Below are 26,401 nucleotides of genomic sequence, written 5' to 3' on the forward strand. Positions count from 1 at the left end.
ACTATTTAACCCTTATTACCTGCTTCTGTTTTCATATATGCATCATAGCATTTCTGATAACGTTTGATATAGTCCTCTACTCCCATATCCTTTAATTTGCTGATATAATTGCCCCACTCTTTGTCAATATCCAGATTTCCGGTGATGAACTGAACCGTAGCCTGGTTTACATATCCACCGATTGTCAGTGTATATTCCGAAACAGCCTGACTGTCTTCCCCTTCGAATGCCAAGTTTGGAATCAGAGTGTTAATATCCGGCGAATATTTCTCATATTTTTCTGCTGCCTTCTGGAATACATACTCAACATCCAGATCTGGATTTTCAATCTTTAAGGCAGAACGGTAGGCAATGTCACTGGATCTTACCATAGCATCCGCAGTGTAGGCCTTATGTGCATAATTTTTGGGAAATCCGTTTCCAATCCAGTCAAAATCATCCGGAATTGTATGTGTTTCATATTTTGGTACACCATCACCCAAAGAAGTTCCCTCAGTTGTCCAATCCCAGCCAAAGCCTTCCGGTCCATATGCCTGTACATTGGAAGCTTCTTCTGATGCCATGAAATCAAATAGTGCTGCTGCAATTACAGGGTATTTGCAATTTGCTGATATACTTCCGATTGAAGAGCCAAAATAAGTAGCAATACTTCTGGCCGCCAGTCTGACCCCATCTGGTCCTGCAACGGGTTCAAGGCAAGCCCAGTTCTGCCAGTCACCAGGTTTTTTAGCCCAGAAATTATCTCCGTCTGCATTCACACCGCCATCTGCATATAATCCAACCAGATGGTCAGCATTATTTAAAGCAGAATCAAACTGGGTATTATCCTGAGTAAAGGTCTGATTATCCAGTAAGCCTTCTTTATAAAGCTTATTCATGTATTTAAGTGCATCTTTATACTGGTCTTTCATTACGTTATATTCAATTTTTCCATTATTAACCACAAATCCGGCTGCTACCGTAGGGTTCGTATTGCTTAACGGGTTGTTACACTGTACAAAGGAGTTAATCATCCAGACAGTAGGATCGGTTGCCCAGCCGCCAATATAACCGGTCATAGGTATTTCATCTGCTGCACCGTTACCATTCGGATCCTGGGTTTTAATTTTTTTCATGTAATCATACAGTTCATCTGTGGTCTGAGGTACCTTACCATCATTGAGCTTATCTACCCAGGGCATATAGATCCACATTCTGTTCTGGAACATATTATGAAAGCTTTCATTCTCATCACCATATGTATAGATGTTTCCGTCGGTCATCGTAAGATCCGCTTTTCTGCCAGGGCTCTTTTCATTATTGGCATTCCAGTTCGGTGCATCTTTCAGATAGTCATTTAGGGGCAGGATCAGTCCCTGCTGTCCATAAGACTGTACTTCTGATTTCGTCCAGTTCGTAGCCAGGAAGATATCCGGAAGGCTGGCAGAATCTGTCATAACAAGATTTAATTTGGTTTTTGCATCATCACCATCTAAATCATATACATAATTCAAGTGAATATTGGTTTTCTGCTCAATCCAGTCGGTTACATAATTATCCTGATACGTACCGCCGCCTGTAGCAGTCGCATATACAAAAACAGTTAATTCCAGTTTTTGCTTCAGTGGAAAAGTCACATCTTTAACCGATTTGAATTGAAGCAGTTCTTCCGAAGCTTCTGATTTTGCATCATCTGTTTTGACAGCGGAAGTTTTCGTGCCTGAGTTCCTGCAACCACCCAACAGTGATACTGCCATAGCTGTTAAAGCAATTATTGATACCGTACGTTTGTTAAAAAACCTTCTCATTTTCAATCTTTTCCTCCTAATTCTTTATATACTGCATATTCAACCTTTAACAGAACCGATCATAACACCCTTTACAAAGTATTTCTGTACAAATGGATAGGCAATCATTAAGGGAAGACTGCTGATAATAATTGTCCCATACTTTAGCATCTCACTTAAATACCGGTTTTTTGCTGCCATCATCGGATCCACATTGGCAGAAGAAAGATCCACCTGGGACATCAGAATGATTTTTCTAAGTACCAGCTGTAAGGGGTATTTATCTATAGAATTAATATAAATCATAGGGTTAAAATAAGAATTCCATAAGGAAACCGTTACCCAAAGACTAAGAACCGCTATGATTGGTTTAGACAAAGGTATAACTATCATTGAAAAGAATTTAAAATCAGAGCAGCCATCCATCTTTGAAGCTTCCAGTAATTCTTTCGGAATCGTCTGGTCAAAAAATGTTCTAGCAACGATAACATTATAGGCACTGACTGCACCGGGCAGAATGACCGCCCACATGGTATTGATCATCCTAAGGTTCTTAACCAACATAAAGGTGGGTATTAATCCACCGGAAAACATCATGGTAAACAAAAAAAGTCCTGTAAATATTTTTCTTCCCCTGAAATCCTCCCTGGATAAGGGATATGCTGCAAACAACGTCAGAATTATACTGATTAAAGCACCGCAGACCGTATAAGTAAGTGAATTTTTAAACCCGGTCCAGATTGATTTATATTTAAAAACTGTATCATAGCTGTCCAGGGTAAATCCTACCGGAAAGAGTTTAACCTTTCCAGTCGTCAGCGCATTACCGCTGCTGAACGAGCAGCTGATAATATAGACAATCGGATATAACACAACAAGTAACAGCAGGGCCAGCAATATGTAATTGATGAAATAAACTACCTTATCCTGTGTAATTCTTCTGCTCTTCATAATTTCCCCCTTTACATAAAACCATTTCCCGATACTTTATTGGCAATTTTATTTGCGGCAAGTATCAGAAATAATCCAACCAGAGACTGGAACAATCCAATCGCGGTAGAATACGGATAATCCGGAAAAGTGGAAACCAATGATACCTTATAAGAATAGGTAGTAATAATTTCGGAAGCAGCCAGGTTATTCTGGTTTTGCATGGCAAGAACTTTCTCATATCCCACATTTAGTAAACTTCCCATATTTAAAATCATCATAATAACCACCGTAGGTATAATTGCCGGTATATCCACAAACCGTATTCTCTGTAAAAGAGTGGCTCCGTCGATAATGGCTGCTTCATGCTGCTCCATGTCAACACCGGCCAGGGCAGCAATATAAATAATTGCACCGAAACCTACCCCCTGCCAAACACCGGTCCAAACATAAAGAGAAGGAAACAATCCGGCACTGCCCAGTACATTAATTCCGAAATGATTATAAAGTACACTTCCGATTACGCCGGTTCTGTTGTCCATGATTATATTTATGATTCCTACAAATACGATTGTAGATATAAAATACGGACAATATGTAATCAACTGGGCTGTTTTCTTAAATAGAATATTTTTAGTATAATTTAAGGAAAGTGCTAAAAATATGGAACAAGGTATGCTTACCACCATGGAATAAATGGAAACCACCAGGGTATTGCGGAGACATTCTTTAAAATTATAGTTGTTAAAGAATCTTATAAAATTATTAAATCCATAATTATCAGCCCATGGACTATCCCATATTCCCAGGCTTACCTTATAATTCTTAAAAGCAAGTATAACACCGTACATGGGACCATAAGCAAAAATCAGTAATACACTTAAAGGCAGTGCTATCATAAAATATAATTGCCAGTGTGCAGAGAAATATTTCATAAAACTTCCTTTCTTTTGAATTTGCAATTCATTCACCCCTTCCTTTTCTTTTTTTCATCATTGCACACTGACGGTTAAAAATATATATACAATACTTTTTCTCCACTATTCATATTTTAAGAACCCGCTGTTTTCAAGGCTTCTGCGGCCTCATATCCCTTTTATTTTTTTCTGTATCCGGAAGCACTGGTTCCCATTACCCTTTTAAAAGCCCGGCAGAAAGAATTAGCCGAACCATAACCTACATTGTCGGAGATTTCACCGATGGACAAATTCGTCTTTTCTAAAAGTTCCTTTGCCTTTTCAATTCTTATCCCCTCCATGTAGGTAGAAAAATTAATTCCCAGGGACTGCTTAAATATACTGGATAAATAGGGTTCACTGATACCGAATATATCAGCCACACCGGTAAGTGACAGATTTTTGTCACCATAATTAATATCAATATAGGAAGCAATGGAAGCTGTAATCGCGGAAGTATCCTTAAGCTTCTTTTTGTCACCGACACCTTTACATACCGTCCGGTACAGGTTAAGGGTGAGGGTGAACTGATTAAGAAGCGTTGCATTACTATTCTCTTCTAATTTATTATAATAAGTACGGTATTCCGACTCGTCTGCGCCTATCCGGCGGATTATGCGGAATAATGCTGTCTGCAATTCATTCAAAAGCATATGCTGGAGGTAAACCGGAAGGCTGTTCTCAATAAAATACTTCTTAATGATTTCCTCAAGCGCATCATGGAGTCCCTCACTATCCCCAGCCATTACATAATGCATAAGCTTCAGCGAAAAATCCTGGGGAGGATAGGAAGGAATATTCACAAAATTGTTTTTATACCAGATAACGGTATTATCAATCTGCCCATTCTCATTCTGGAACATATACACTGCATTATTATAGGAATCCTTAAGTTCTGTCAGACTCTCTACTTCATTCCCGCCATATACAAAGAACTGCTCCGATACATTGGAGGGCATGGCTTCCTTGATTATCCTGATCTTTTGTTCTGCCTCTTCTTTAAAATACTCTCTGCGTTTCTTATCTATGCTCATCAAAAGTACTACCTGATCTCCGTCAAGACTGGTATAAAGGCTGTCTGGAAGTATCTCTTTCAATACTTCAATTAATGAAAGGATACAGGAGTTAATCAGTTTCAGATCATCTTCCACAATCTTATCTATATCCGCATTAAAACGGAAAATAAGTATGCCAAAAACCCTGTCTCTGTGAAGCAGTCCAATATTGCGGGCGATTATGGAAGCATCCTCTTGCGTAGTGAAATTGCCGTATAACAACCGGTTTAAAAAAGCATTACGCAAAAACGGTTTCTGGCTTTCAATTACACTTACCATGTCTGTATTGGTATTCACCAGATGTTTAAAAGTCTCTTTTAAACTTAAAAATACTGCCTGATGCCCTTTAAACCGTTCCGTGCTTTGGGAAACTTCTTTCATAATATCATTTATGGGAGTGGCACTTTTCTTGGACATATAATAGCTTAACAGGATTCCCACCGTAACCGCAGCAAAAACAAAAACAGCAAGCATGAATATGCTGTACATGCTCCTGCTGTTGACTGCCACCATCGGCTGCAGCATATAATATTCCAGTCCGGATTTATCTGAAGCATACCGGATTACCAGATATTTTTCTTTATCAAGTATTACTGTCTGATTTTCAGGATTCATAATTTGGGTCATGACTGTATCAACCGCTCTGCTCACATCCCCCGGGGTTGCCTTTTTTGCCTCACCCTGGGCTTTATAGTACAGCAGCCTGCCATGAAAATCTTTTATAAACTGGATACCATTATCAGCCCGTGCAGGCATTAAGGTTTCTAACACCGTATCTTTAAACAGGATCTGTATCCTGCTTTTACCGTTATAATCCCCATAGATCATAGGCCTTGTATAGGCAATCATATTTAAGGACGTCTTAGTTTTGTATTTATAAGCTTCCATCGGACTTAATCCGTAAATCACTTGATCCTCTTTCATATACCGGTACCAGTCATCGTAACTTTCATACTTTTCCTCATGCAGGTAGAGATCATAAAAATCCTTGTATGTATAGGCAATCTGCTTATTTATTACTGTTTCACTTTTATCAAAAAATATGAAATAGTCAAATATGGACTGATTAATGGCATATAGATCCGGAAGCATGGTGTGCAGTTCATAAACCTTATAGGAATTCGGACCATCAAAAGCAGCAGAAATTCTCTTAAAGGAATTAACACCTGTATTAGAAGCAAGACTGTCTCCCAGATAAGAGACTTCATCAAGCATAGTATCCACTAAAACTGCAGCATGTTTTAACTCTGTTTTCCTCGCCTGTATATCGTCATTGCCGATTACGGAAATCATTTTTATATAATAGCCGCTGCAGATCAATAAAGGTATAAATAATACAATAAAATACGTAACCATAAATTGATACAAAATGGTATGGGCCCTGGATTTTCTGAATAATTTAAAAGTTCTTTTTCCATTTTGTTTCATAACAGTTCTCCTTATGGGAAATATTATTTTTATGTTTATGCAAATAAAAATGAAAAAGGGGTGCTGCAAATAAAGAAAAGGAAATGGATTTCATGACTGTTTCGTAACGCTTATTTAATAGTCAGCCACTTATCATCTTATTTCCTGTTACTATAATGCAACAACCCTGTTTATTGTTTTATATTGATAGTGTCAAAACTTTTGTCACAGCATGGTAATAACATCCCCGAGCAGATTTCCATCCGTTTATTCACTATTATTACATAAAATCATACAAACGTGTATATTCAATACTTATTTTATTATATACAATTCTTAAGAATTCTCAATTAAAAGTTATTTTTATCCCGTTAGCTGCATAGCACGCGTCTTCGGTTACAGATCCTGTCTTCTGTTTTTTACAAATACATGGTATCAAACATCCGGATTCCTGTTTCTGTTGCAAATATTTTCTTCCTGACACGTTCAGCTGCCTCCCGGGTCATCCCATCCTCCCATGCATTAACAAGGAAATCAGCCTCCACGAGAATCTGATAATCCGCCCCTTCTATGTTTTTATATGTATGATGGTGACCTACCAGCCAGCAGATCCGGTCAATCTCTTCCGGAGAATAATCAAAAGACATAAGAAGGCTTCTTGCGATGGGAGGTCCCTCCAGTTCCTGGTAATTGCCTGCGCTGCTGTGATATTTTTCTTCGCTTGCCTTAATGCCGATATCATGAACCACACAGGCTGTTTCCAGAATCCGCTGTTTCTTTGCATCAAGTCCCTCTTCTTCTCCTATCAGCTTTCCAAACTGGTATACTTTGATAAAATGCTGAATCCTCTTTGGGTCACCTTTGTAATAATCCATCATCTTTGCAATCACACTGTTTATGGTATTCATCCGTTAAGAGACCTCCTTGCTTATTCTTCAATTATCTTACTGAAGCGGAGGGCATTTGTCAACGCATAGAACCTGCGGCATCCCTTAATTATGGCTGATGTCGAATTCAAAGCTTTTTAAATCAGCCGTTAGAGCAGCATAAAAGGTACCCCAGGTACGGATTATGGTCAGCTGGTGATCCTTTTTAAGCTTCACCTCCATATTCCCATCTAATGCAAACGCCGGGTGGGTGTTTCTGAAACGCATTAACTCAAAAAGACGTTTCACAACAGGCCGGTTCATCTCCCCGGCGATTTCTTCCAGACTGTAGCCGTGGCGGTTAATATCCCTGCCGTTTTTTGTCTTCTCCATCAGCTCAATATCGTTTGATCCGGCAAGCAGACCCACATAATACACCTGGGGTATTCCGGGAGCAAAAAACTGAATGGCTCTTGCCAGGAGATATGCATCATCCCTGTCACCCAGCGCAGAATAATAGGTCGTGTTTACCTGATAAATATCCAGATTGTTGTAAGCCGCTGTATTGTATATCTTTTTCACATTGGCTCCCTTGGTAAACATCTTTTCTTTCGTCTCCTCAATCGCCTCATCAGGCATTAAGTCTCTTGCATCCACAATTCCGATTCCGTCATGGGTATCCAGCGTGGTAAACTGCTTTTTCGGAGACATCTCAAGCCACCGTTTCAAATACGTCCCGTTTCCTGTATAAAGCGCATTTAAAACAAGCACTGGAAGCGCAAAATCATAAATCCAGAATCCCTGTTTTGCAATTTTCATCTGAATGGTATAGTGCTCATGTATCTCAGGCAGGATATCCACACCTTTTGAGGACACAATATCCTGAATATCATGGAGCAGTTCCCAGATATCCGGTTCCACAAAAAAACAGTTGGTGTTTTTCTTTTTCACAGCATAGGCAAATGCATCCAGACGAATGATGGAAGCTCCATTCTCGCACATGCCGGATAAAGATTTCCGGATGAATTCCTTTGTTGTCTTAGTTCTTACATCCAAATCAATCTGTTCCTCACAAAAGGTGCACCATACCTTCTCCACATCCCCATTTTTAAATTGAACCTCGGTATAGGGGGCGCGGGGCTTTCGTTTATAAATTAAGTCCACCTCTTCTTCGGTCGGTTCTCCCTGATCCCAGAAGTCTTTATAGCGGATAAACATATCCCTGTAAGCGGAAAGTTCCTTCTTTTCCTCAAAATCCTTAAAATAAACAGAACTTCTGGAAATATGATTGACCATAAAATCGAACATCAGGTAATAGTCCCTGCTGATCTTTTTTATATCTTCAAAAGTTCCGAATTCTGCAGCTGCCTGATCATAGCAAAGAGGAGCAAAGCCTCTGTCTGCAGAAGAAGGGAAAAAAGGAAGAATGTGAACACCGCCCACTTCATTCTTCAGATATGTGTGCAGCACTGTATCCAGTTCCTTTAAATTCTTACCCAGACTGTCCGCATAAGTAATTAACATTATTTTATTATTCAGTTCCATTCATCCAACTCCTATCTCTTCGCTTATCCTGATTCCCTTTAACACATGCAGCCGAATGCTTCCCCTGATCCCGCAATACGCCATCTCTGCAGAGCCCGAGACGCCATCGCTTTCATTTTCTGTAACAGTGTATGTCAGGCCTTTGCAAACAAACAATTCAAACACATCCGTATCCGCATAAAGCCTGAAATGATATTCTTTTTCTTCCGGCAGCAAAATCCTGTGGGATCCCACTGTTATTTCACGGCTGCAAAGATCAATGAAAAACAGAGTTTCAAATACAGACAGCTTGATATATGACTCTCCTGTATCACCTGGCTCTCTGGCGTCTCTGATAACCATTTCCATCTCAAGCGCCTGCCCCTCACCGGAATAAAGGCTGACGGAACATGGACCAGAAGCCTGGTCTTCTCCAGTTTCAAGAACTGTTTCAAACGTCTCTCTCCTGAGTTTTTCCATTTCCTTTGCAGGGTTGATACAGATCCGGTACCCTTCAGAAGTTGAAATAAGTCCAAGTTCTCCAGGAAGTGATAACATACCGGCATAATTCCTGTCTTTTTTTATACTGGTAATCCAGTTAAGCTGTAAAATGCGGTCTCCTGTCTCCTGAAATGATTGCGCCGCGTATGGCCTCACAAAATTTCGGTCAACCTTATTTGTGCCGTCTATCACTATGTCATAAAGCTGATATCTGGCGAACCCTTTTCCTTCTTTATTCTTCTGAGTAAAAAAACTCTGCCCGTCAAATTCTCCGAGACAATAATACCCGTCTGCAGACCATAGAACCCATTTTTTTACACCATCTTCCTCACAGACAAGCGGAAAGAAATCCGGACACTCCCACATTCCAGGTACCGTGATTTCCTGTATTTTCTCCCACTCATTCAAATCTTTGGAACGGAAGAAATAAAAGGTATCATCAGAAATGTAAAGTACCATGATATAGGAGCTGCTTTCTTTGTGATAAAACACCTTAGGATCTCTGTTTTCCTCTATGATATGAGGCAGAACAAAATCCGCCCGCCTTTTTAGAGTCTTACCATGATCCGTACTCACTGCCATCTTCTGGGTGAAACAGTGATCCTTTGACCAGTGGCTGCGCCCGCCCGCAGAAGTATAAAAATAAGCAATGGCATCATCCCCAAGCCCCAGGCAATTGTTGTGATCCAGAATAGCTGTTCCGGAAAAAACCGGTCCTTCCTCATCCGGAAACAATACGTCCTCAGTCTGTGTATAAGACAGGAAATCAGGAGTACTGGTATGTGCCCAATGCATGTTCTCCCATCTCACCCCATAGGGATTATGCTGGTGATAAATGTGATATACCCCATTGTGATAAATCAGCCCATTTGGGTCATTCAGCCACCCAAACTCCGGAGCATAATGAATAAGAGGCCTGCTTTTCCCCGGATTACAAGGTTTTTCATCCCTTACCGCAACATAATCAAACCATCGTTCTTTGTAATCGCCTTCTAAGGTCATACCGGCCCCCTGATAAGCCGCTGCATCAAACCATGCATAAAAACACGGCTCTTCCTCTCCTGTTTCAATGCACATTTCCTGAATCTTTTCACCCTTAAAATAAAAAGATACTATGGAATCTTTTGCTCCCGGATTGATGGGAATCCATAAATATCTTCCGGTAATGCTGATAGTCTTTTTCAACCTGCGGCCCTCTCTTTTTGTCTTTTCCTCTGTTTTAAAAAGCCCTGTGCCACCCGATATGGAATCACAGGGCTGTTACCTACGCCTTTACTGCTCCAGCCACAACACCGCTGATAATCTGCTTCTGCAAAATTAAATAAATGACAATAACCGGCAGAATCGTCAGCACCAGACCTGCCATGATTTTCCCCAAATCACTGGAGTAAGTGCCATAAAAGGTATAGGTTGATAATGGCAGCGTATATAATTTCTTCTTTCCAAGGATCAGGCTGGGAAGAAGGTAATCGTTCCAGAGCCATAAGACATCAAGCACAATCAAGGTCGCGGTAGTCGGCTTCAGCAGAGGAAATACGATTTTAAAAAACAGCTGATACGGGGTGCACCCATCGATAATGGCCGCTTCCTCCAGGGAAATGGGCACTCCTGAACGGATGAAACCATAATAGATAAAGATTGCCAGCCCCATGCCAAATCCGATATTCATAAAAATCAGAGTTGACCTCATATTCAGCATTCCAAACATGTTCCCATAAATGGATATTAAGGGAATCATAATCGTCTGAAACGGAATGACCATAGCTGCCACAATCAGTGAAAAGCTGAACTTCGCTGCAAAATTCCTGTTTCTGGCAAAGAAGTAAGCTGCCATGGACGCAAACAGCACGATAAACGCCACACTGACAAACGTGATCAGAAGTGAATTGCCAAATGCTCTTAAATAGTTCATCTCCCGAAACGCCGAGCTATAGTTATCAAATGAAAAACCTTTTGGATCTGCCAGCATAAGAGGATTCTTTATGATGGTAATCTTTCTTTTAAACGAATTCACCAGGATTAAGAAAAATGGAATCATGTATAAAACCAGCACCACCGTTAATAAAACCAGTTTCATAAGGTTCATGAAAACTGCTTTTCTTCCGCCAACCACGGTTTTCCCTTTCGCCATTACGCTTCCACCTCCTTCTTCCTGCTTAAATAATACTGGGTGACAGCCACCACCGCAACTACCGCAAAAAGCACCAGTGCCTCCGCCTGACCTAACCCGTACTGTTTGGATTTAAACGCCTTCTGGTATACATGAAGAGCTGCCATAATGGTGCTTCCGTATGGTTCCCCTCCTGTTAAGGATACGTTTAAATCATATACCATAAAGCATCTGGTCAGTGTTAAAAATGTACAGATGGAAAATGACTGCGCCATGAGCGGTATCACAATATGCCTCGTCCGCTGCGTATCGGTACACCCGTCAATGCTGGCAGCCTCCATTAAGTCTTTGGGCACACCCACAAAACCTGCAACGTAAATCAGCATCATGTAACCCGAATACTGCCACACGGTAACCAGGATTAAGGCAAAAAACGCTTTTATGGGATCGGATAACCAGGAACTTTCAAACAGCGGTACCGAAATCATCTCTCCAAAGGCTGTAAACGCTTTGGAAAACACAAACTTCCAGATAAATCCCAAAACAATTCCGCCGATTAAGTTTGGTGTAAAAAACCCTGCCCGGAAAAAGTTCTGCCCTTTCAGTCCGCTGGTCAGTAAATATGCCAGCAGAAACGCAATCACCTGCACCAGGATGGTACTGATCGCAACGTAAGACAAAGTCAGCAGCAGTGCAGACCAAAACCCCCTGTCCTGAAATACTGCTATGTAGTTGGTGATTCCGGTCAATTCCTTTTTCTCTGAAATTCCATCCCAGTTGGTAAAGGTTAAATAAACACCATAGATAAATGGAATGATAACGACCGCAAAGAAGAAAAACATTGCCGGACCAGCAAACATCATATATGTTTTTATTTTATTGGACATCGAATTTTTTTCCATAAAAGCGTTCCTTCCCTGTCTCTTATTTCTTAGACTTCCAATAGCCTTCCAGATCGGCCGCAAGACCTGCCCTGTCTGTTTTTCCTCCCAGATATTTCTGTACAAAGCCGCCGCATACAGACCAGTGATCTCCCGGCAGACCGTTATACTGGTCAAATGTCAGTCCTGCATCTGCGTATGCCTTTAATGCCTGCCCCAGTTTATTGTCAGGAGAAGCGTCGAAGGTGCTAAAGCAAGGTACTGCAAGAATCTGGTTAGCCACAATATCCTGTGCTGTCTTATCATATACCAGCCAGTTTAAAAAATCTTTGGCAGCCTGGATTTGTTCCGGAGATGCGTTTTTATCAATCATGATCTGTTTGGAACCAACTGCATTGACAAGAGTATTGAATTTATCGTCCTTTGTGTTCTGAACAACCGGAAGCATGCCGAACTCGGAACTGGAATCAGCAAATCCGGATACAACTTCCCATACCCAGTTGCCATTAAACCAGAATGCCACGTCACCTTCTGCAAAATAGGCATTATCTGTGTCATAGTCTGCTGCCAGAGGATCTTTGCCGTTGATGTTATATTTCATCAGCACATCAAAGGTATCAAACAGACTGTTAAATCTGGCATTGTCAATCAGCTTTCCGGATCCGTCCTTCAGCGAACCGATGAAATCTTCTGCCCCTTTGGCAGTTCCGTCCTGCTCTTCATACATAAGTCCCAGGTAGTGGGCTCCCAGTGACCAGTCCTCTTTGGATATGCAGACCGGTTTTTCCATACCTGCAGCAACCAGTTCATCACAGACTGCCTTAAAATCATCAAGTGTCTGAATGGATTTTTCATCAAACTTCCTGCCCAGTGTCTTTTCGATGGCAGTTCTGTTAAACAGAAGTCCTCTTCCTTCCAGGCTGAATGGGAAACCATACAGCTTTCCGCCTACTTTTACGCCGTATTTGTCTCCGCCGTCAGCCACCCATTTTTCCCCATCTAACGGGAGTGCTTTTTGTTCTGCAAGAGCAACAATATCGTTGCAGTCCATAATGGCAAGTGTAGGAGCATCTCCGGCTGCATATCTTTTCTGGATCGCCTCATAAGGAGAATCTCCCTCTGAGATAGAGGACATCTCCACTGTCACTCCGGTCTTTTCCCTGTAATCCTCAAATGCCGGTTCAAAAAATTTCTCCATACCCGCCTTGGTATTCAAGATGGTGATGGTGACTCCGCCTGCCGAAGCTCCTGCGCTTTTGGACTCTTCTGTCTTACTGCCCTGCTCGCTTTGTTTCGCTGTACTGCCTGTGTCCCCCTCAAGTGTCTTGCTCCCGCCGCTGCATCCTGCTGCAGAGAGCACCATAACAGCTGCCAGTCCCAATGAAAGAACCTGATTTCGTTTCATTCCAATACCTCCCTGATATTCTGATTTTCCGCAAATGATACCTCCTTATGAAAGCGTCTTTGCGTATGCTGTACCCTGAGTATATTCCTCTCCGGGCCTCATGTCAACCGCTTGACATATTTTCGTGTTATCTACAAATTTTATATAATGTTTTTTGTGCATTTTTACTAATTTTTCAATATATTTTGCACGTTATCTATTTGTACTATCAGGTATAAAGCAATTTTTTTATAGGTCAATCGCTTATAATGTTTTCCACTCTTTTTCACAACAAAAAAGACACTGGTTTCTCACTTTCCAGTGTCTTTCCTATCTATGACGAATTCCTTTTTACAAGAGAAACCGGCAGTTTGAACTGTTCCGGAACCGCTTCGTGATCCAGACTTCTCTGTATAAATTCAATGGCCCATTCCGCCATCTCCTTAACCGGCTGTCTGATGGTGGTAATGGTGGGAGTTGTCAGCCTGGCAATATCCACATCATCAAACCCAACCAGCCGGATCTGTCCCGGTATGGAAATACTCATCTCAGCGCAGATCTGAATGGTCTGGGCTGCAATTAAATCACTGCTTGCAAATATGCCGTCCACACCAGGATCCGCCTCAATGGCCTTTCTGATATGCTCATGATAGTCCAGAGTATTGTAAATCGTGCTGGTCGCCATTACTTCCCGGTGGCGCACTCCGTATTTCTCACATACGGCTATAAATCCTTCCGCTCTCGCATCTGCAGGCATGTTTTCATTCTTGATTCCGCTTAAATGAAGCAGATTCTTACAGCCGCAGGATATTAAGTGTTCCGTCGCCAGACATCCCCCCTGGTAATTGTCACACTGGATTCCCACCGTTCCTGCTTCTAAATTACGTTCTATGGTAATGACAGGGATGTCCTGATTCTTCATCTCTTGAATATCAACGTTTCTGCTGCAGAGTACAATCCCGGATACCCGGTTGCTTTTAAACATCTGGATGTATTCTAGTTCCTTTTCATTCTTTTCTTTTGAATTGCACAGCAATATCTTATAGCCTTTATTGGCGGCTGCACTCTCTAAGTTGCTGATAAGCTTGGCAAAGTACGGATGCACAATGTGAGGGACAATGATCCCGATGGTATTGGTTCTCTGCATGGAGAGAGACCGTGCCAGTTCATTGGGCTGATAATTCAGCTCCTTCATGACCTCATAAACCTTTTTTCTCGTCTGCTCACTGATATAGCCCCGGTTATTAATGACTCTCGAGACAGTAGTGACCGTAACTCCTGCCCGTTCGGCCACATCTTTAAGAGTTGCCATTGGTCAATCTCCTCCTGCTGTCCATTATTCTTAAAATCAAATTTTGGATTCAGTATACCATATCGCCCGGCTATGGTCCAGTATAATCCCCGTCCAGACTATATTTCTTTCCCTGCAGTCTCTAAGCCTGATGCTTCCTGATGCGGACCGCCATATATTCCTTCCCCGGCAGTTCCACTCTGAATTTCCCTTTAAATATTCCCCTGTCCTGAATTTCCATATCCCACGTATCAATGACTTCCACATCAAATTCCGTTGTGTCATCAAAGTAAAATTCCCGGAAGGAAGGCCTGTTAAATCCATAGTAGTACAGATAATAGCTTTTAATTTTCAATAGCATGGAGCTGACGCCCTCAACGGTTGCACATACCTCGTCCCAGGCCTGTTTTAACGGCATGAGCCCACAGCCCGGTGTTTCTGATAATATCCGATACAAAAATTTCAGCCTGTCAGGACTTTCTCCGCGTAAAACGCCGCCGTGGGACCACCACAGTATCCCATCCGGATTCATGTAAGTCTCTCCATGACCGGCGTATCCACCTCTTAAGCTGGCTTCCCAGAATCTGCGCACCAGTTCCTTACCGCTGATATTCCCCCAGCCATGCTGGATGTTTCCTTCATAGGCTATTTCATCCAGTACTACCGGCTTTTTATACCTTTCTCTCCATTCATCCACGTATTCAGCCGTCTTATAGATATCCTGTCTCTGTATGCTGCAGTGGGTGACCCATGGTCTGGAATAATCATAAAAAGGCCTGCAGTTATGAATGGATCTTAAATGATTGTACTTATCCTTTCTGCAGATGATCGCTGCAAAATTTTCCCAGTCCTCCACCGACTTCTGTGGCATAAGATCGTATTCATTGGCAAGTGACCACCAGACATTCCTGTATGCAGCGAATCTGGCAATCACATAGTTCCAGTACAATTCGTCCTGTTCCCTGCTCATAAGACTGAATCCCCACCTGTCATAGGGATGCATAACGATCAAATCTGCTTCGATGGACAATTCTCTTAACTGTCTGATACACTCTTCAATATGCCGGAAATGTTCCGGGTTAAAGCGGGTATAATCCCACCGGTTTCCCTCCGCTCTTCCATTAAACAGCTGAAAATTATCACTGGTTAATTTTGTGCTGTCACAGGGTGTTCCTATGTATGGATAAGATACCGGTTCATTTAAATTGTAATCATAATGTTTTGGTAAAATGCAGAAACGAATCTTGTTAAATGCGCTTTTCTTAAGAGTATCCAGTGTCTGTTTCTGTAATTCTTCCGATTGCAGCTCCCATACATAGCAGGTCGTTCCAATGGAATAATAAGGAACCCCGTCTTCATAGGCAAAATGATATGTATTGGCAACACGGACAGGTCCATGATTATCGCCGGAAGCCGGAAGCACTTCAAAGGTTCCTTCCAAGATTTTCTCAGAAAAACTTCCGCTTACTAAAAATTTATATTTTCCCTCAAAGGAAGGCATAAACCGGACCACATAGTTCCCGTCTCCATCGTAAAAGCCATCCACAGTTTTGCATTCATAAGCGCCGGTGAAGGTTCCCTGGATCTTATAATCCACAAATGGATTTTTATCGGTGTGACCGGGACAGGTAATTTCCCAGGTATCCCATTTTTCAAGTTTTTGTATAAATTCTGCCATGTCAGTCTCCTATACGTTTTATCAAATTATATTCTATTGTATAACGTATGGCAATACACCAAACAATTTATTATACCAAAAACGAGGCACCTTCTCAAATGCCTCGTTTTGTCACATACATATCAGTCCTCACGCTTATTTCCTGTTTTGTAATCGTCTCTCGCCCAGTTTGGAGCGTTGATGGGACCTGCTTTTTCACTGCTGTTTTTAGCAGCCCCCTGAATCTCGGGAACCCTGGCCTGTTCATTCTTTGGACGATGCATCTTTTCGTGATTTTCTGTTCCATGGTTCTTGGGATCATAAGGACTCGGTCTTCTCATTCCTGCTTTTGCCATAATCTTACCTCCTGTGTGACATTAGTTTCTGTATTCACCCGGAAAATATACAGACAAAATCATAAACCACAGATATTCTTTAAAAAATATGGAACTTTAAATAAATTATATGACCAGCAATACACCTAATACCGGGTTGTAAACAGAAACCGGCTGATTTCCTCCATCTGTGCAAAGCAGCTCTCAAACAGCATCCGGTAACTTTCGCAGAAATAATTATCCTTCACGCCCTCCCTGCAGCGGTAGCATCCACCGCGGCAAAGAGAAAACCAGCGGCACTGCCTGCATTCTTCAGAATGATTCTGGGAACGCTCAATAAAGCCAATCTCTGATCTTCTTTCCTGGATTTTTGCCATTGTATCCTGATTTAGATTTCCCAGCCTAAACTCATCCAGAACATAAAAATCGCAGGGATAGACACCTCCGTCCGCCTCCACCACGTACTGGATCCCGCATACGCCTCTCTGTTCACAGGATTCCGGTTCATACTTAAGCATAATGCCGATATAGTTTTCAAACTGTCTGATATAGGGCTGTTTTCCCCGCTTCCAGTCCTTATACCAAAGTTGAAAAAGCTTGACCAGAAACTCACCGTATGCCTTTGGGGTAAGGGAATATTCTCTTTGCCCGCGGGTTTCCCCAAGGGGGTCCAGGCAGGCAATAAACTGTAAATAATCCCATCCATTTTTCTTATATTCCTTGTAAATGGGTACGATATTTTCTGCTGTTTCCCTGTTTACCACTGTGAGTATGTTAAAATCCACACCGCTTTTCTTCATAAGCCTGGCAGCATGGAGAACCTTCTGGTATGTTCCTTCTCCGCTTTTGCTGTGCCTGTACTTATCATGGGTCGCTTCCATACCATCAACGGATAAGCCTACAAGAAAGTGGTTTTTTTTAAAGAATTCGCACCATTCCTCCGTAATTGCGTATCCATTGGTCTGAAGGGCATATTCAATCTTTAAATTCTTTCCATTGTACTGTTTTACACACCGGACTGCCTCTTCAAAAAAATCAATTCCGCAAAGAGTTGGTTCTCCTCCCTGGAATGCAATCCCAACACTCTGCTCTCCATAAGAAAGTGCCTTACGTATTACATTGGCTAAGGTCTCTTTTGACATAAATCCATAAGAAGCCTGCTTTCTCTTTTCTGCCTCATCGCAATAAAAGCAGTAATCACATTCCATATTGCACAGTCCGGAAGCTGGTTTTATCAGTAAATTCACTGGCGGCATACAACCGTTTCCTCCTTGCCATTTAAGATAACTGATAGATATTATAACAGCAAATCATCATGATTTCTGCCATCAAAATAATAAAAAGTTTATTCACTGTAATCTCACTGAGTCTTTTGCAGACCTTTCTTCCAATTGCTCCTCCTGCAATTCCGCTGAGTACCATAACAGCAAGGAGCAGAAAACTGAATTCCGGTATCTGACCTGCTGCGATGGAATTGACAAGACTTGCTGCCTGGGAAAACAGAATAATATACAGGGAATTCTGGGCAGCTGTTTTCGTATCCATGGAAAAGAAATAAAACAGTACCACCAGGTTAATGGGTCCTCCTCCGATCCCAAGAAAGGAAGAGAAAATACCCAGGACAAATCCGATGATGATACAAATCCCCTTATTTTTGATATCATGGGTTTTAATACGGTCTTTCTTTATCGTATAAATTAATGTTCCTATTGTAATAAGCAAAAGACAGACTGCCTGTACGGAACCCACCCTGTTCCGGTCACTAAAACTGCTGGCAACCATATGGAACAATATTTTTCCTGCCACACCTCCTGCTGCTGCACCGACTGCCAAAGGCGTACCAATTGTTTTATCAACAGAAGAATCTCCGCTTGAAATTGATTTTATCACAGAAAAGCAGGCCATGGCAAGCACTGTACATCCGGAAAGAAAGCTTATGGCTTCCACGCTCAGCAAACCAAATGCATCTAAAAGCGGCTTTATAATCACCCCGCCTCCTATTCCGCAGACCGCCCCTGCTGTGGAAGCACTTAAACCAATCAGTCCAAACAATATGTATTCATGCAGCTTCATAATTTTCCACCGACTCCATTTTTATTTTATGATGATTTTTTCTTAACCTGGCAACTGGCTGTTGTACGCTGTTTCATCTTCCGTAATAAAGGCAGCGCTTAAGATACCCGGACATTTGTAAGTTCTCTTTCCCGCTCCCAAACCGGTCCTTCTTATGGTAAAATGATCTGGCAATTGTTCATCAGTACGGATTGCAGCGGCAATCGCGGCCCCCGTCGGAGTAACTAATTCTCCCTCCACATCTGTTATATGAAGATTCAGCTTATGTGCCAGATCAATATTTTTCACCGCCGGCACCGGAACAGGCAGCAGCCCGTGACGGCAGCGTATCGTGCCCGTTCCATCGCATATCTGGGGAATGATCGTTCTTTTTATTCCCAGATTGTCAAAACAGACCGCCGCCGCAACGATATCCGCTATGGAATCAACTGCCCCCACCTCATGAAAGTGTACCTTTTCTACCGGAACCTGATGGGCCTTTGCTTCCGCTTCTGCCAGAATTGAAAATATCTTTCCAGCCAGCGCTCTTGCCCCCGGTGTCATATCAGCTTTTTCAATAATTTCATTTATTTCAATAATTCCCCTGCACTCATGGTCGTGATGGGCTGCTTCCTTATGGGAATGCCCTTCTGCTTTGCCGTGAAGATACTGCATGTCATGATCATGGTTTTCATGCTTTTCATCTAAAACAACACAAAAATCACATGCATTACGTCCTGATTTTTCCACTCTGCTTATTTTCACTTCAAACCCATGAACCAGAAGGCTGTCTAATGCTTTTTGCATAACCTCCCTGTCAGCTCCCAAATCCAGCAGGGAAGCGACAAACATATCCCCGCTGATTCCGGAAGTGCAATCCAAATATAATATATTGTCCATACCTGTTACCTTCCTTTTGTTTCAAAAACTTCAGCTTAAAACTTTTTTAATCCGTTTTATCTCTGAAATCAGCTCCTGCCTGTCAGGCGTATGACTGTTGCTTATATAAAATCTGGTGGCTGCATTTGCTATGGCAAGACGTTGTGCAGCTTTCAGATTACCCAGGCAGGCGGCAATGTATCCGCCGTTAAATGTATCACCGGCTCCCGTAGTTATTACAGGCGCCGCGCAGTAATCCTGCTCTAATAACTCCATTCCCTCTGTTTTGGAAGATAAAACAGCATATTGGGGCGTGTGTATAATCAGCTCATCAAGCCCTATGATGTTTCTTAAATATTCCGTGTCCCTGGCAACCGCTTCACAGTCATCAGAAAAATTCCGGTCATAATAAGAGAACAATATAACTGCTTCATGTTCATTTAAGCTGAGACTTACGGGAATTTTATCATTTATTTTTTCTAAAACCCGGAAAGTGGAGTTAATCGCCTCCACACTTCGTTTCTTGATATTTGCAAAATCAAAGAACAACCGCCTTGGCCGGTCTGTATGGAAATAATCCTCATTGAGTTTCGTTATAAACGTGTCAAAATCAGGCATGTTGGACCAGTATCCCAATGATACAATATCAGCGTTTAATAATATCTTCTGTAATTGATCCTGTCCGATGATGCTGAGGAAATCATTCCATGTAAATTTCAGCAGCTCGTCTAAATTAGGCATCATGATTTTCCCGTCAGTGAATTCAAGAATTGTACTGACTACGGGATCTCCAACGGATATTAAATTACACTTCTCTTTCAGATCATGAAATATCTTATCAATTTCTTCTTTTCCATACATTCCAATCAGGGTCGTTGACAAATCCATATTTCCCAGAGCTTTTCCCGTATTGGCAGTAAACCCACCATAACTCCGCCTTTTTTTAATCAGCTCATTTGCCATACCGCCTTCCCTGCGGCTGACAATCAGATTTCCGAACTCCTGCATCTTATCAATCAGGATGCAGTGATTATCCGGTGTTCTTGTTTCAACTACCTGCCATACCTGATCAATAAACCCATCAATTCCGAGAACAATTTCTCCGCTAAGATTCCGTATATACGTCTCTAAAATCTCTTCTTCAATCGTAACCCATTTACTACGCTGCATTAAGCCACCAATCCTTATTCCAAGTTTTAATCTGTTAGTGATGATGATACATGTTATCTCCGGTGTATACTTCATCCTTCATCATAAGATGAACGGCTGCTGTTTTAAATGTTTTTGGCAGAGCCAGAATATTTGGATTGGCTCCCACATATTTGAGTTTTGCATCAGCAAGCGCTTCCTCAATCGTAGCTCTTGTCTTTAATCCCATTCCTCTGGCATATCCTGGCTGTTCTGCACCCACGATGTAAATGGCTGACGTATTCTTCTCTGCCAGATGTCCGCAGGAAATCATGGAAAAGCCGTGGAACGGGTGAAATGCGTTAGTATAGCGGTACTTCCTGATATACTCCTCATTCGTCGCAAAATATTCCCCAAGGCGGTTCATGTCAGGGAGTGTATTCATATGATCTGTCTGGAACATCTCATACATTTCTCTGGTATAAGGCCATAACTCATCATGGAAATAACCATTGCAGGTTGATGCACAGATAATGACACACTTGTCGCTCATGACTCTCTTATGACGGATCACCTGCGCAGAAAGTGCCTGCATCAGCATGATCGGATTCGTTCCCATACCATCTCCATAATGGAAAAACTGGGGCATACCAAAGATCATAACGTCATATTTTTTCTCAGCAAATGGTACATAGGTTCTTTTATCCGCTGCTTTCCAGGAAACCGGCTGCATCTCTTTTGCGTAACCGCTGTTAATTTCAATTTGTCTGGAGTAGGTATCAAGCACTGCATCACAGCAAAAGAACTTCTTGCCCATACATTTTTCCATATGCTCGCCAATCTCATCAAACTTGGATCTCATCAAGGATTTCCCGCTGACAGGAACAAAATCATCCCGGTGCATAACCTCAGGAACATGATGGGAACCAATGGACTTCCAATGGGTAATACCGGTAGAACAATGCTTATATCCGCCGGAATAACCACCGTAAGGATTGCCCTGGGTATGCCCGATCAGGATTGCCACATCACTGTCATACACATATTTATTCATGATGACCGGATCTCCCCGGTCTGTAACGCCTAAGTCAACCAGGTGATCATAATCCTCGCTGTCGTGATTGATAATCTGATGAGTAAACCAGAATTCATGGAATAATTCCTTTCCAAGGATATTGTAGATCTCTTCCTTGGTGTTTTTTCTGTGCAGGCCATTGGAGCAGATTAAAAGAATGTCTTTCTTTTCCACTCCTGCGCTGTACAATTCCTGAAGAATTAATTTTATTGAAATCTTACGGTGGGCAGTTGCCTGTTCCCCGCCTTTTACCCTGTCGGGAAAAATAATTGTTACCTTTGATCCCTTTTTTGCCAGCTTCGTTAACGGCTCCATACCAATGGGATTACGGATGGATTCAAGAGTCTTTGCCTCAAGCTGGTCCTCCGGTATATAAGGCGGATCCGCCACTGTTTCTCCTGGTATAAATACATCTGTGCTGTCCGGTAATTCGGCATTTACAAAACCATGTCCATATTCAAACTGTAATTTCATTTCGATTCCTCACTTTCATAACGAATTTTTATCTATCCTAAATATGTACGAATTATCTCAAGATATTCCTCCGGGTAAAAACCGATCTCTCCCGAAAATCTTGTGAGTGCTATGAGTCCTCCGTCAATTTCAGGTATAGAGGCGAGCATTCCGGCATTGTCCGTTTTAAGCCCTCCGCCGTAAGTTACCGCAATCCCGTTTTTCACCTCTTTGATAAAGCAGGCTATCTTTCTGATATATTCTCTGTCAGGCGGTGTTTTTCCAGGTCCGATGGCCCATACAGGCTCATAGGCGACTGCTACTTTACTGATATCCACTCCATCTAATCCGATGACCAGCTGTCTTTTAAGAACTTCCTTCCAGTTTTCCTGCTGGTCTGCCGTCTCACCGATGCAGTAAAGCACGTCCAGTCCTGCCTGGATTGCTGCCTTGATCTCCCTGTTTAAAATCCGGTTCACTGCATCAGAGTCAGTCACTCCTGCTTCGGACAAAATGCCTGACTTGTCCTTTCTTTCTTCAAAATGACCGATGATTGTGCTGTCACAGCCAATTGCTTTCATGGAATTACCGGTTCTCTGGGTGGTGAATGCGCCAAAATTTCCTCCTGGTGCGGTATCCTCACGAAACACGCTCTGACATCCTATTTTAAGGTTGGAATCATCTTTTCTTTCGTTTACAGCATTGATAATATGTGCTTCCGGCATATACATCACAAATTCCACATCATCTTTGTTATACTGTTTTAATTCTTCCTGCACTTTATTAACGATATAGGATCCCCATTCACATGGCCTGGCAATGCTGTTTACCCCGCTGTATTCCCTGGGAATATCAAATCGTTTTAAATTCAAAAAAATATGCTTCATGGTATTCCTTTCCGATTACTTTCTATATTTTCTGATCATATCATCAGTTGTCAGCTGCTCAACCAAAGATGCCTTGCCTACAGAACCGAACTCAACAATCAGGGTTCCTACAACTTCCTTTACGCCCTGTTCGATGCTCTCTCCCAGTGTTCGTATGTCGTCATCCGTTTCAATTCCCTTCATCACAGTATCCATGATAGGGGTCAGGAAAACTCTGGGATCAAATGCCGATTTCTTCTCCTCCAGCAGTTCATATATTTTTCCGACGGAAGGGCTGTTTTTCTTATCCGGGTGATGATAAAAATATTCCCGTAAATTTCTTGTTACAGCCAGACGTAAATCTGTATCAACATTGATTTTGCCGATTCCGCATGCAATTGCCTGTTTAATTTCGTTTACTGATATTCCGTCTGCATTGGTGATCTCTCCGCCGAGGGCATTGATTTGATCTACGATATATTTTGGAACGGTTGATGAGCCGTGGGATACTAATACTCCAAATATTTTTTCGTGTCTTAAGCATTCTTTGATTGCAATAACAATTTCTTTCCGAAGCTTTACATTCTTTCCTTTTACAGCTCCATGCATGGTTCCGTAAGAAATAGCCAGACAGTCAGCCTCCGTTTTTCTGAAGAATTCAATTGCCTTCATCGGATTGGTGTAAGTAGATGCATCGGAAAATACATGATCTTCCACTCCGGCCAGAACCCCCAGCTCTCCTTCAACCGTTACACCGCGTTCATGGGCATATTTTACAACCTCACGGGTCAATTCCACATTCTCATCAAATGGAAGGGACGAACCATCAATCATAACCGAAGTATAACCACCGTCGATCGCCGCTTTTACTGAGTCAAAATCTTTTCCGTGGTCTAAATGCAGTACAATCGGAACCGGAGAATATGCGCCGTATTTATGAACGGCAGCTCCGATATTCTTTGCACCAATGCGTTTATCCTCAATGGTTGAGTTTAAAAAATCAGTTCTTCCGCCCATAAAACCGTTGGCTAAATCTGCCCCCTGTAATATGACCGGACTTCTTAACATTTCATGTACCTCAATTGCTGCTTTGATCTGGGATACTGCGTTTACATTGAAAGCGCCCTGTGCAAACTGATATTTGTCGGTTGCCTCCAAGAGAGGTCTTAATGGTATGATTGGCATAGTTTTTTCCCCTTTCAACTGTTCATCTTATTTTAAGTGTTTTTATATCTGATCTGCCGGTACTAAATATTCTTTAATTTTCTGATAGTCTTCTCCGTTGTAACAGACAATTTCATAGGATTCTATTTCCGGATTGCTGAATACTCTGGTAAGACCTATAAACTGCGTCAGCTTTGATGCTAAATTAAGTACATCCTTATCATCTGTAATCAGTTCCACTCTGCCCTGACAGGTCGCCAGCGCCTTAAAAAAAGCATCGATATCTTTAATCTGTTTTACTCTCATTGTAATTCCCTCCCTTATTTTGTGATTATATATCATTCAGCCGTTTCCTCATCTGCGTTGCCCAGGGTGTCGGCTGAAAAGGTTTTTTGCTTTTAACCGGATTATCAAGTTCCTGAAGCCCAGATGGAATCCATCTCTCATCCGGGTTATCGAAATCACACTTCATCAGGATGCGAAGCTGCTTCATCACCCAGTTTTCATGCTCCATCACCTCATCATAGCTCTTATAGGAATCAGCCTTGTGCCTGAGCTTTTCTGCAATCTCAGGAAACCGGCCGATTACATTATGATCTTCATTGGGATCGTGTTCCAGATCATAGAGCACATCATCCTCTGGGAAGCCCGAATAAGTAAAGTACTTCCACTGTCTGAAACGGACCAGCCTTCCCAAAGATGTTTCTCCATTACTCAGGTAGCTGTATAGCTCACTAATCACCATTCTGTCTTCGTCCTGGCTGCTTTCCAGAATCTGGGCAGAAATATCTTTTCCATCCCCCTCTAAAATCTCCGCACCAGTCAGACCACAGACAGTCGGTCCTATATCTAAAAGGCTGACAGGACTGTCAATGGTACGTCCGGCTGGAATTCCATCCCCCTGTATTAAGAATGGAATGTGGGCAGATGGTTCATAAAATACCTGCTTGCCGTAATAACCATGTGTACCATTCATGTCGCCATGGTCGGATACATAAATAAATATACCTTCATGCCCGGTACGTTTTAAATATTCTTTAAATGCCTGATATACCGTACCAATATGCCGGTCCTGCTGCTCGACCAGACCGTAATAAGCCGCACGCGCTGCTCTGGCCACTTCCGGATCTGCCTCCTGGAACTTACCGTCAAGAGCCGGGTGCCCCTGATAGGTTTCTGAAACATCCTCCAGGCTGACTTTGTCATAGTAATACTCATAAAGTTCCTCAGGAGCAACATACGGAAAATGCGGGCCATACGTACCCACTGTGATAAACTGCGGTCTTTCATGTTCCTGGTTTAAGTATTCCAGTGCTTCACCTACAACATAGCGGTCATAGGCAAGAACAGGAGAATCCCCCCCGCCTATATAGTAGAGTGAGCTGTTCTCATCAAATCCCGTTACTTTTGATTTGTTTTCTATTTCCTCCTTTGTTTTTGGAACATTGTTGTGAAAAACAGGAGTCCGCTCCTTTGCGATACGCTTTGCATAACCATGTCGCTGATCCGGTCCCACAAAATGCATGCGGCCGCAAAGAACCGTCTCATAACCGGATACAGTCAGACTGTGAAGAAACGTAGCGCTGTCAGAGTTAATCGAGTTAAAATTAAACAAAACACCATTGTTGCTGGGAAGCTTTCCTGAAATCATGGACGCACGGGCCGGTACACACAACGGACATGCCGTATATGCATTTGTGAGCGCTGTCCCTTCCCTGGCAATGCGATCTAAGTTTGGAGTTCTTACTATATTGTTTCCGGCATACCCCTGCAAATTGTAGGAATGCTGATCTGACATGTAGAGTAAAACGTCCATCATAATGTTATTTTTCCTTCCGTTCTATTTTTTAATTAATTTAATTTATTATATCATCAGAACGGAATAATTTCAATATCTACTGTCAACAAATATTTTCTAAAACTTGTATTTTCTTAATTATTCTGCTATTATGAATATTAAATCATTTAATTATTGTTAAACAGCCCTGGAGGAAATATGAAAACACATATTTTAAATAAGATGAGAAATGTTGAAGTTGAGGAGTATTTAGACCGCGGCAGAGATGTTATTTTTATCCCTGTGGGAACTGTGGAGCTTCATGGTGATTTACCATTTGATTG

At 42.0% G+C, this 26,401-nt stretch carries 22 protein-coding genes; all 22 read right to left on the reverse strand.

The annotated features are described in order from the left end of the window. Positions 1 to 5: 5 nt before the first annotated feature. A complete protein-coding gene (locus tag DS742_RS00520) occupies positions 6 to 1,793 on the reverse strand; it encodes a type 2 periplasmic-binding domain-containing protein (RefSeq protein ID WP_147325713.1) in 1,788 nt (595 codons plus the stop codon). Between the two features lie 33 nt (positions 1,794 to 1,826). Then, complete coding sequence (locus DS742_RS00525) at positions 1,827 to 2,717, reverse strand: carbohydrate ABC transporter permease (RefSeq protein ID WP_117415079.1); 891 nt, start codon at positions 2,715 to 2,717, stop codon at positions 1,827 to 1,829. An 11-nt stretch (positions 2,718 to 2,728) separates the two neighbouring features. Continuing rightward, the gene (locus tag DS742_RS00530) at positions 2,729 to 3,631 is read right to left on the reverse strand and encodes an ABC transporter permease subunit (RefSeq protein WP_117415080.1); all 903 of its coding nucleotides are present in this window, start codon (positions 3,629 to 3,631) and stop codon (positions 2,729 to 2,731) included. A 161-nt stretch (positions 3,632 to 3,792) separates the two neighbouring features. Beyond that, entirely contained in the window at positions 3,793 to 6,135 is a 2,343-nt protein-coding gene (locus DS742_RS00535) for a helix-turn-helix transcriptional regulator (protein WP_117415081.1), read from the reverse strand. Positions 6,136 to 6,533: 398 nt separating this feature from the next. Further along, positions 6,534 to 7,022 (reverse strand): HD domain-containing protein, encoded by a 489-nt coding sequence (locus DS742_RS00540; RefSeq protein WP_117415082.1) that lies wholly within the window; start codon positions 7,020 to 7,022, stop codon positions 6,534 to 6,536. Positions 7,023 to 7,106: 84 nt separating this feature from the next. After that, positions 7,107 to 8,525 carry a sucrose phosphorylase gene (gene gtfA / locus DS742_RS00545; protein ID WP_117415083.1) on the reverse strand — a complete coding sequence of 473 codons (1,419 nt, stop codon included), beginning with the start codon at positions 8,523 to 8,525 and terminating at the stop codon, positions 7,107 to 7,109. Beyond that, positions 8,526 to 10,190 (reverse strand): glycoside hydrolase family 32 protein, encoded by a 1,665-nt coding sequence (locus DS742_RS00550; protein WP_117415084.1) that lies wholly within the window; start codon positions 10,188 to 10,190, stop codon positions 8,526 to 8,528. 79 nt (positions 10,191 to 10,269) lie between these two features. Then, positions 10,270 to 11,136: a carbohydrate ABC transporter permease gene (locus DS742_RS00555; RefSeq protein ID WP_117415085.1), complete on the reverse strand. Its 867-nt coding sequence runs from the start codon at positions 11,134 to 11,136 to the stop codon at positions 10,270 to 10,272. Then, positions 11,136 to 12,017: a carbohydrate ABC transporter permease gene (locus DS742_RS00560; RefSeq protein WP_117415086.1), complete on the reverse strand. Its 882-nt coding sequence runs from the start codon at positions 12,015 to 12,017 to the stop codon at positions 11,136 to 11,138. The genes DS742_RS00555 and DS742_RS00560 overlap by 1 nt, the downstream gene beginning before the upstream one ends. Before the next feature lie 22 nt (positions 12,018 to 12,039). Next, positions 12,040 to 13,401 (reverse strand): ABC transporter substrate-binding protein, encoded by a 1,362-nt coding sequence (locus tag DS742_RS00565; RefSeq protein ID WP_117415087.1) that lies wholly within the window; start codon positions 13,399 to 13,401, stop codon positions 12,040 to 12,042. Positions 13,402 to 13,714: 313 nt separating this feature from the next. Beyond that, positions 13,715 to 14,692: a LacI family DNA-binding transcriptional regulator gene (locus tag DS742_RS00570; protein ID WP_117415088.1), complete on the reverse strand. Its 978-nt coding sequence runs from the start codon at positions 14,690 to 14,692 to the stop codon at positions 13,715 to 13,717. Between the two features lie 121 nt (positions 14,693 to 14,813). After that, positions 14,814 to 16,349: a DUF5605 domain-containing protein gene (locus DS742_RS00575; protein ID WP_117415089.1), complete on the reverse strand. Its 1,536-nt coding sequence runs from the start codon at positions 16,347 to 16,349 to the stop codon at positions 14,814 to 14,816. Positions 16,350 to 16,471: 122 nt separating this feature from the next. Continuing rightward, the gene (locus DS742_RS00580; protein WP_117415090.1) at positions 16,472 to 16,684 is read right to left on the reverse strand and encodes a hypothetical protein; all 213 of its coding nucleotides are present in this window, start codon (positions 16,682 to 16,684) and stop codon (positions 16,472 to 16,474) included. A gap of 125 nt (positions 16,685 to 16,809) precedes the next feature. Beyond that, the gene (locus DS742_RS00585) at positions 16,810 to 17,919 is read right to left on the reverse strand and encodes an anaerobic sulfatase maturase (RefSeq protein WP_117415091.1); all 1,110 of its coding nucleotides are present in this window, start codon (positions 17,917 to 17,919) and stop codon (positions 16,810 to 16,812) included. A gap of 22 nt (positions 17,920 to 17,941) precedes the next feature. Continuing rightward, the gene (locus DS742_RS00590; protein WP_117415092.1) at positions 17,942 to 18,736 is read right to left on the reverse strand and encodes a sulfite exporter TauE/SafE family protein; all 795 of its coding nucleotides are present in this window, start codon (positions 18,734 to 18,736) and stop codon (positions 17,942 to 17,944) included. Between the two features lie 42 nt (positions 18,737 to 18,778). Next, positions 18,779 to 19,615 (reverse strand): nickel pincer cofactor biosynthesis protein LarC, encoded by an 837-nt coding sequence (larC, locus tag DS742_RS00595; protein WP_117415093.1) that lies wholly within the window; start codon positions 19,613 to 19,615, stop codon positions 18,779 to 18,781. A gap of 30 nt (positions 19,616 to 19,645) precedes the next feature. Next, a complete protein-coding gene (locus DS742_RS00600) occupies positions 19,646 to 20,764 on the reverse strand; it encodes a carbohydrate kinase family protein (RefSeq protein ID WP_170313321.1) in 1,119 nt (372 codons plus the stop codon). Between the two features lie 34 nt (positions 20,765 to 20,798). After that, positions 20,799 to 22,271: a lactate racemase domain-containing protein gene (locus tag DS742_RS00605; RefSeq protein ID WP_117415095.1), complete on the reverse strand. Its 1,473-nt coding sequence runs from the start codon at positions 22,269 to 22,271 to the stop codon at positions 20,799 to 20,801. A gap of 32 nt (positions 22,272 to 22,303) precedes the next feature. Next, on the reverse strand, positions 22,304 to 23,137 hold the full coding sequence (locus DS742_RS00610; RefSeq protein WP_117415096.1) for a triose-phosphate isomerase family protein: 834 nt from the start codon (positions 23,135 to 23,137) through the stop codon (positions 22,304 to 22,306). 15 nt (positions 23,138 to 23,152) lie between these two features. Beyond that, positions 23,153 to 24,301, reverse strand: a complete 1,149-nt coding sequence (locus DS742_RS00615; RefSeq protein WP_117415097.1) for a class II fructose-bisphosphate aldolase — start codon at positions 24,299 to 24,301, stop codon at positions 23,153 to 23,155. A gap of 42 nt (positions 24,302 to 24,343) precedes the next feature. Continuing rightward, positions 24,344 to 24,586: a polya polymerase gene (locus DS742_RS00620; RefSeq protein WP_117415110.1), complete on the reverse strand. Its 243-nt coding sequence runs from the start codon at positions 24,584 to 24,586 to the stop codon at positions 24,344 to 24,346. A 25-nt stretch (positions 24,587 to 24,611) separates the two neighbouring features. Then, positions 24,612 to 26,099, reverse strand: coding sequence for a sulfatase family protein (locus DS742_RS00625; protein ID WP_117415098.1), 1,488 nt, complete (start codon positions 26,097 to 26,099; stop codon positions 24,612 to 24,614). Positions 26,100 to 26,401: the final 302 nt, after the last annotated feature.

This window comes from Lacrimispora amygdalina (genome assembly GCF_003432035.1).
Lineage (GTDB): Bacteria > Bacillota > Clostridia > Lachnospirales > Lachnospiraceae > Lacrimispora > Lacrimispora amygdalina.

Excerpts from the sequence above, each read along its gene's own strand:
- DS742_RS00525 (WP_117415079.1), bottom strand. The coding sequence starts at position 2,717 with ATGAAGAGCAGAAGAATTACACAGGATAAGGTAGTTTATTTCATCAAT.
- DS742_RS00530 (WP_117415080.1), bottom strand. The coding sequence starts at position 3,631 with ATGAAATATTTCTCTGCACACTGGCAATTATATTTTATGATAGCACTG.
- DS742_RS00535 (WP_117415081.1), bottom strand. The coding sequence starts at position 6,135 with ATGAAACAAAATGGAAAAAGAACTTTTAAATTATTCAGAAAATCCAGG.
- DS742_RS00540 (WP_117415082.1), bottom strand. The coding sequence starts at position 7,022 with ATGAATACCATAAACAGTGTGATTGCAAAGATGATGGATTATTACAAA.
- gtfA (WP_117415083.1), bottom strand. The coding sequence starts at position 8,525 with ATGGAACTGAATAATAAAATAATGTTAATTACTTATGCGGACAGTCTG.
- DS742_RS00555 (WP_117415085.1), bottom strand. The coding sequence starts at position 11,136 with ATGGCGAAAGGGAAAACCGTGGTTGGCGGAAGAAAAGCAGTTTTCATG.
- DS742_RS00560 (WP_117415086.1), bottom strand. The coding sequence starts at position 12,017 with ATGGAAAAAAATTCGATGTCCAATAAAATAAAAACATATATGATGTTT.
- DS742_RS00565 (WP_117415087.1), bottom strand. The coding sequence starts at position 13,401 with ATGAAACGAAATCAGGTTCTTTCATTGGGACTGGCAGCTGTTATGGTG.
- DS742_RS00570 (WP_117415088.1), bottom strand. The coding sequence starts at position 14,692 with ATGGCAACTCTTAAAGATGTGGCCGAACGGGCAGGAGTTACGGTCACT.
- DS742_RS00575 (WP_117415089.1), bottom strand. The coding sequence starts at position 16,349 with ATGGCAGAATTTATACAAAAACTTGAAAAATGGGATACCTGGGAAATT.
- DS742_RS00580 (WP_117415090.1), bottom strand. The coding sequence starts at position 16,684 with ATGGCAAAAGCAGGAATGAGAAGACCGAGTCCTTATGATCCCAAGAAC.
- DS742_RS00585 (WP_117415091.1), bottom strand. The coding sequence starts at position 17,919 with ATGCCGCCAGTGAATTTACTGATAAAACCAGCTTCCGGACTGTGCAAT.
- DS742_RS00590 (WP_117415092.1), bottom strand. The coding sequence starts at position 18,736 with ATGAAGCTGCATGAATACATATTGTTTGGACTGATTGGTTTAAGTGCT.
- larC (WP_117415093.1), bottom strand. The coding sequence starts at position 19,615 with ATGGACAATATATTATATTTGGATTGCACTTCCGGAATCAGCGGGGAT.
- DS742_RS00600 (WP_170313321.1), bottom strand. The coding sequence starts at position 20,764 with ATGCAGCGTAGTAAATGGGTTACGATTGAAGAAGAGATTTTAGAGACG.
- DS742_RS00605 (WP_117415095.1), bottom strand. The coding sequence starts at position 22,271 with ATGAAATTACAGTTTGAATATGGACATGGTTTTGTAAATGCCGAATTA.
- DS742_RS00610 (WP_117415096.1), bottom strand. The coding sequence starts at position 23,137 with ATGAAGCATATTTTTTTGAATTTAAAACGATTTGATATTCCCAGGGAA.
- DS742_RS00615 (WP_117415097.1), bottom strand. The coding sequence starts at position 24,301 with ATGCCAATCATACCATTAAGACCTCTCTTGGAGGCAACCGACAAATAT.
- DS742_RS00620 (WP_117415110.1), bottom strand. The coding sequence starts at position 24,586 with ATGAGAGTAAAACAGATTAAAGATATCGATGCTTTTTTTAAGGCGCTG.
- DS742_RS00625 (WP_117415098.1), bottom strand. The coding sequence starts at position 26,099 with ATGATGGACGTTTTACTCTACATGTCAGATCAGCATTCCTACAATTTG.